Below are 5,256 nucleotides of genomic sequence, written 5' to 3' on the forward strand. Positions count from 1 at the left end.
AAAGGGGCTTAAGGAGGAATTTATGGAGAAGATTAAAAAGAAAATTCTTGTCATTGACGATGATGAAGGGCATCTTATTACTGCGAAGGAGTTATTGGAGGATGCAGGGTATGAAGTGATTACGCACCACAACTGGTTTGGCTCTACAAATATTATAAAAAGAATTCAGCCTGACCTCGTCCTGCTCGATATTAATATGCCTGCCCTTCCAGGGGATGATCTCTCCGTGATACTCCGCTCAAACAGCAAGATCAAAGATGTGCCAATTGTTTTTTATTCATCCACTGATGAGGATAGCCTGAGGAAAGCCGCATTCGAGCATGGAGTCAGAGGATATATATGCAAAGGAGATGTCTTCAACCTGCGGAGGAAGATTGCTGCTTACCTGTGCCGGAGTCAAAACAATCTATTTCAGACAAATTTAACCTTGGCTTAATAATCATGTAACATCCTTTTGTTAAGCTTTAAATAAAAAACAGGAGGCAGCAGTGAATTCTAAGATGGCAATAGCGTTAACGCAAGAAATGGCATTAATACAAGAAGATAAAACCATGTGTCCGTACTGCAATACCGAGGCAGATATATGCAATGCCTCATGTTCGTCATTAGAGATCGACGACAGGATGAAGATGAAATACTGCGCAAACGAGGATTACGATGACTGCCCGATATTCCTGGTTAAAAATTTAATTAGAAAAAACACCTATGAAAAATTAGGGGGATTTTCATAAGGGGGACAAAGTCCCCCTTATGCCCAGAGGAGGTGATGCCGATGTGTCCCGAATTTAGAAAAGGAGTTTGTGAAATCTCGGGTATCGAGCCAGATGAAATAAAGTGTACAAGTGAGGACTATTGTCTCAGCAATGATTGGGAAGAATGCAAGGTTTATATCTCTCAGTTTTTCCTCGACCCTGAAAAAGAGTTCGCAACCGCAGCCTGACTTCGCAACACTCCCCCAACTCAAAGGCCCTGGAGCCGATTCCGGGGCCTTCTTTTTATCATGAATTTACGCTGATTTAATAATTCTGTAACAAAGCAGTTGCTAATCTATTAAAAGATGCATACAATTAAGATGAGACAACATAGGGAGGCGCAACAATAACAAACTTGAAAAGATGCTCTAAAGACTGTCAACAATCTATCCGGCCTTTATCTCCGATAAAGGTCATTTCGTCTTTTTTTAATAAACAATCGTTTTTCTTTGAATCATATCGCTCAAATAAAAAATATTTTTACTTCCTTCGTTCCGGAGGGGGATTTCAAAAGGGGGATAAAATCCCCCTTTTGTTTGCAGGAGGTGCAATTTGAGAAAAACATTTGTCCTTGACACCAATGTCTTGATCCATGATCCCGAGAGTATATTTAAATTCGAAGAAAACGATGTCATCATTCCCATGATCGTTATAGAGGAACTCGACAGATTAAAAAAGGACACGGCGAGATAGCCTACTCGGCAAGGCATGCATTAAAAAATAGACGGACTCAGGGAAAAAGGCAATATTGCCGCCGGAATACCGCTGGAAACAGGAGGAACCGTAACCATAGAATACATCCCTCACTTCAGCGACATCCTTTCCCCTGACAATGCAATCATCAAGACAGCCCTGCATATCATGGAAAATACAAATAAAGACAAGTACAGACCGGTCATTCTGGTTTCCAAGGACACTGCGGTAAGAATAAAAGCGGAGTCTGTAGGCCTTTATGCAGAAGACTATAAAAACGACAAAACAGCCATATTCCAAAGATACGGAAATGTCCTTAATAGCAATGACTACCATAACGGCATCTTGTCTGTGAGATACAATCAAACTGGAGAAGACATTTACAGACTGCAGGGCGAAGACAAGCAGTCAAAAGTAAAAAGGGGCAAATCTCTCGAAAATATCATTCCCAAGAACATAGAGCAGGAGTGCGCTATAGATGCACTAACTAATCCCAACATTGAAATAGTGGCATTGACAGGTTCCGCAGGAACAGGCAAGACAGTGCTTGCCCTCGCTGCAGGAATACATCAAACAACAAAAAAGTCTCCATTATATGAGCAGGTGCTTGTGGCAAGGCCTGTTGTTCCCATGGGCAATGACCTTGGTTATTTACCGGGAGATATCGACGACAAGCTCGCGCCATGGATGCAGCCGATCTTCGATAATCTCAAAGTCATCGTCAATACACCTGCAGGACAGTTCAAGGACAATACCGCTATATCCAAATATAAAAAATTACCAGTATCTGATCGATTCCGGTATTTTAAATATAGAGGCGCTCACATACATCAGGGGCAGGAGCCTTCCGAAAAGATATTTCATAATAGACGAGGCGCAAAATCTAAGGCCGCTCGATATAAAGACCATTATTACCAGATGTGGGGAAGGCACAAAAATAGTGTTCACAGGGGATTTAAACCAGATAGACACGCCCTACCTCGATGCCATGAGCAACGGGCTTCCTATCTCATAAGCCGTTTTATAAACGAAGAGAATTTCTGCTATCTGAATCTGAAAAGCAGCGTAAGGTCAAGGCTGGCCGAACAGGGTGCGAGATTGCTCCAGAGCTTTTCAGCATCCATTAATGTTTCACGCTATATGAAAGAATAGCCATCCTGCCAAAAGCTATCCTGAAATACTCGGGATAGCTTTTTATTTTCAACTTTAACACAACTTTTACACAGTTGTAATAATCCTGTAATAGGAAAACTGTTAATCTAAAGAAAAACAGGAGGGATCATGTTCAGGGCAATTGTATTTAGATGTCCGCATTTAAAAGGAAGCAGTGAAGGCGCAAGGTGCGATGCAGCATTATGCATTACTGAAAACAATCTTATAAAACACATAGAAGATGTCGACATAAAACTGTGCATTAACAAAAAAAGACGCTTTGAGGCATGTTATATCTATTTCGATAAATTAAGAAGAATGGCCATTAGCAGGCTTCCTGTGGAGATTCCATCATCCGACAGCCGTCCTCATGCTTTTGGCAGCCTATGAAATGTAACAAATATTTAACAATGCCTTAATAATAGTGTAATCATTGCCTTTATATAATTGAGCATGACAACATTACAAATACCAACCGAAATCGCAGTAAGCTGTCCTATATGTAATTCAGAAGCCATTTATAAATATGGAAAGACAAGGGCTGGAAAACAAAGATTCCAGTGCCTCATGTGCGGCAGACAGTTCAGTCAAGGCGCAAAAAAACAGGAAATACAGGGCAAGCCAATCTGTCCTGAATGCGGAAATCCCATGCATCTCTATAAAATCGATGGTGAGGTAATAAGGTTCAGGTGTTCCGGTTATCCTGTGTGCAGGACATTTAGAAAATTCAGAATAAAGGAGGAGGATTAATTATGAGCTATTACATGCACAATGTCCCTGGAAGGTTGAGGATTAAGAGTCCTGTTATCAAAAACAATAAGAACGTAGCAGACGAATTAAAAAAGAGCCTCAGTATGCTCCATGGCATTGCTACTGTCGATATAAACCTCACAACCGGCAGCCTCCTTGTAAATTATAATTCGAAGTCGGTTAAACACATGGATATTGTGGACATCCTGCAGAGAAAGGGTTACTTCGATGTATCAAAGGCTGTAAACAATGATGAGTATTTACACAGGGCTGCATCAAAGGCAGGCGCTTTAATCGGCAAATCCATCTTCAGCACCTTTGCAGGAATGGCACTGAAAGGAACGCCGCTGTCATTTCTGGCGATTTTAATATAAGCCTGTATTCTCACAACTCCCCCATTTAAAGCCCATGAAAATGGGCTTTCTTTTTGCTATCTCATCTCTGCTTTTTCTTCTTTGTTACTATTATTTTTTCTCTTTCTTTGAAAGATACCATATGGCTGCTGCGCCTGCCAGTGCAGTTGCACCGGCGCCTATCCCGAATTTCCACAACTTCTTCCTGTTTTCGATCTTCCGCTCTCTCATCCTTCTATACCTTTCCGCAACTGTCTCACATCCTTTAATGTCCTTTTCGCAAAAATCAAATATGTCCTTAAAGAGTTCGAATCTCTCTTCTATAATGGATCGCAATCCGCTCCAGTATTTGTACTTATCCGTCTTGTCCTTCTCCTCTCTTAATGCCTTTTCTTCTTTTATACTTTTTATAAAGCGGTTTAAGAGCGTCCTGTCGGCTTCCTTGTAGATAGGAAGCTCTGGATTGTCAATTCTTTGCAGTACAGGCCATTGGCACTTATCTTCCAGCTTGAACAGCTCCGGCAGGGACCTTTTACCAAAGTATTGAAGAATGATCGATTTTTTAATCGAGCGGTAAAAGACCTTTAGTTCTTCTTCCTTGAAATCCATGCCTTTAAAGGTCTTTAAAAACTCCTTCAGATTAATCATTTACTCTCCCGAGTTCGATTCTCTTTGCCGTTTCTCCTCAGATTCAGCAGATACTTAACCCTCCTGCTGACAAGTATGGGCAGAAAGTCCTTGACCGTTGCATCTCTCTTAAGTCTTTCAAGTACTATATTATAGAGCCGCCTAATTTCATCAGCCGAAATATCCAGGTCCCTTGTCAGCATCTCAATGGCATTTGAGTGCAGCCTCTTTTCTGTTTCATCATTGCATAAAAGGGCATCCCCTGTCTCGGATACACCTATCTTGCTCTTGATATGTCCTGCAGATGTATCAGGCATCACTATGCTGTCTTAAACCCTGCTGTTGAGTTTTTCTCCGTTGCTATGCCTGCCAAGCCATTTGTAGTAATCTTCATACCAAGTTCCCCTTTCGTAATTATTTATTTCTCCTCTTCATAAATCTCTACATAGACATCATAGAATCCGAATTTCTTCTCCAGGCACTCCTTCAACGCCTTTATCTTCCCTCTGTTGTAAACCATACCGTCGGTTCTTATCCTTGCAGCCATTATTATTTTTTCCGGAGTCAACACCCAGACATGCAGATCTTTGACCTTCTTTATATAGTCAAAGCTTTCGTATATGAATTTTCTGACTGTTTCGATGTCAATCCCGGCCGGGGCGCCTTCCATCAATATTCCTATACTGTGCTTCAATAAAATATATGTGGGATATGCCACAAGGAGTCCTATAAATATACTCGTGATTGCATCCACCACATAAAGACCGGTGAATTTGATTATCAATGAAGATGCAATAACGCCCACGGAGCCTAAGGCGTCATTTAAAATAAGCAAAAAAGCCCCTTTAATGTTTATATCCGCGGAGTGTTCGTAAAGTTTGAATAACCCGAATCCGTTCACAAAAAGTCCTATCATAGCTATATAAAAA

10 protein-coding genes and 1 pseudogene are annotated in these 5,256 nt (G+C 41.1%); 8 read left to right on the top strand and 3 right to left on the bottom strand.

The genetic code is table 11. From position 1 onward, the window contains the following. The 8 genes and pseudogenes from V7L97_RS06775 to V7L97_RS06810 form a co-directional block, all read left to right on the top strand. Window positions 1–436: response regulator (locus V7L97_RS06775; protein ID WP_333654453.1), on the top strand; the 436-nt coding region annotated here is incomplete at its 5' end. Between the two features lie 52 nt (window positions 437–488). Continuing rightward, window positions 489–731 (top strand): hypothetical protein, encoded by a 243-nt coding sequence (locus tag V7L97_RS06780; RefSeq protein WP_333654455.1) that lies wholly within the window; start codon window positions 489–491, stop codon window positions 729–731. 41 nt (window positions 732–772) lie between these two features. Then, window positions 773–940: a hypothetical protein gene (locus tag V7L97_RS06785; protein WP_333654456.1), complete on the top strand. Its 168-nt coding sequence runs from the start codon at window positions 773–775 to the stop codon at window positions 938–940. Between the two features lie 364 nt (window positions 941–1,304). Next, window positions 1,305–2,162: pseudogene (locus tag V7L97_RS12980) on the top strand (PIN domain-containing protein); the annotation flags it as partial. Beyond that, entirely contained in the window at window positions 2,083–2,460 is a 378-nt protein-coding gene (locus V7L97_RS12985; RefSeq protein WP_442891777.1) for a PhoH family protein, read from the top strand. The pseudogene V7L97_RS12980 and the gene V7L97_RS12985, both read left to right, overlap by 80 nt. A gap of 266 nt (window positions 2,461–2,726) precedes the next feature. Beyond that, window positions 2,727–2,987, top strand: coding sequence for a hypothetical protein (locus V7L97_RS06800; RefSeq protein WP_333654457.1), 261 nt, complete (start codon window positions 2,727–2,729; stop codon window positions 2,985–2,987). A gap of 63 nt (window positions 2,988–3,050) precedes the next feature. After that, window positions 3,051–3,347, top strand: coding sequence for an IS1/IS1595 family N-terminal zinc-binding domain-containing protein (locus tag V7L97_RS06805; RefSeq protein ID WP_333654458.1), 297 nt, complete (start codon window positions 3,051–3,053; stop codon window positions 3,345–3,347). 2 nt (window positions 3,348–3,349) lie between these two features. After that, the gene (locus V7L97_RS06810) at window positions 3,350–3,721 is read left to right on the top strand and encodes an HMA2 domain-containing protein (protein WP_333654459.1); all 372 of its coding nucleotides are present in this window, start codon (window positions 3,350–3,352) and stop codon (window positions 3,719–3,721) included. A gap of 90 nt (window positions 3,722–3,811) precedes the next feature. On the opposite strand, the gene V7L97_RS06815 is transcribed toward V7L97_RS06810, so the two are convergent. From V7L97_RS06815 to V7L97_RS06825, 3 genes are all read right to left on the bottom strand, one after another. After that, the gene (locus V7L97_RS06815; protein WP_333654460.1) at window positions 3,812–4,348 is read right to left on the bottom strand and encodes a hypothetical protein; all 537 of its coding nucleotides are present in this window, start codon (window positions 4,346–4,348) and stop codon (window positions 3,812–3,814) included. Then, a complete protein-coding gene (locus V7L97_RS06820; protein WP_333654462.1) occupies window positions 4,345–4,644 on the bottom strand; it encodes a three-helix bundle dimerization domain-containing protein in 300 nt (99 codons plus the stop codon). Before V7L97_RS06820 ends, V7L97_RS06815 begins: the two co-directional genes overlap by 4 nt. A gap of 101 nt (window positions 4,645–4,745) precedes the next feature. Continuing rightward, the coding region (locus tag V7L97_RS06825; protein ID WP_333654465.1) for a cation diffusion facilitator family transporter at window positions 4,746–5,256 on the bottom strand (511 nt) is incomplete at its 5' end.

Source organism: Dissulfurispira sp., assembly GCF_036745535.1.
Classification (GTDB): domain Bacteria; phylum Nitrospirota; class Thermodesulfovibrionia; order Thermodesulfovibrionales; family Dissulfurispiraceae; genus Dissulfurispira.

Excerpts from the sequence above, each read along its gene's own strand:
- V7L97_RS06785 (WP_333654456.1), top strand. The coding sequence starts at position 773 with ATGTGTCCCGAATTTAGAAAAGGAGTTTGTGAAATCTCGGGTATCGAG.
- V7L97_RS12985 (WP_442891777.1), top strand. The coding sequence starts at position 2,083 with ATGACCTTGGTTATTTACCGGGAGATATCGACGACAAGCTCGCGCCAT.
- V7L97_RS06800 (WP_333654457.1), top strand. The coding sequence starts at position 2,727 with ATGTTCAGGGCAATTGTATTTAGATGTCCGCATTTAAAAGGAAGCAGT.
- V7L97_RS06805 (WP_333654458.1), top strand. The coding sequence starts at position 3,051 with ATGACAACATTACAAATACCAACCGAAATCGCAGTAAGCTGTCCTATA.
- V7L97_RS06810 (WP_333654459.1), top strand. The coding sequence starts at position 3,350 with ATGAGCTATTACATGCACAATGTCCCTGGAAGGTTGAGGATTAAGAGT.
- V7L97_RS06815 (WP_333654460.1), bottom strand. The coding sequence starts at position 4,348 with ATGATTAATCTGAAGGAGTTTTTAAAGACCTTTAAAGGCATGGATTTC.
- V7L97_RS06820 (WP_333654462.1), bottom strand. The coding sequence starts at position 4,644 with ATGCCTGATACATCTGCAGGACATATCAAGAGCAAGATAGGTGTATCC.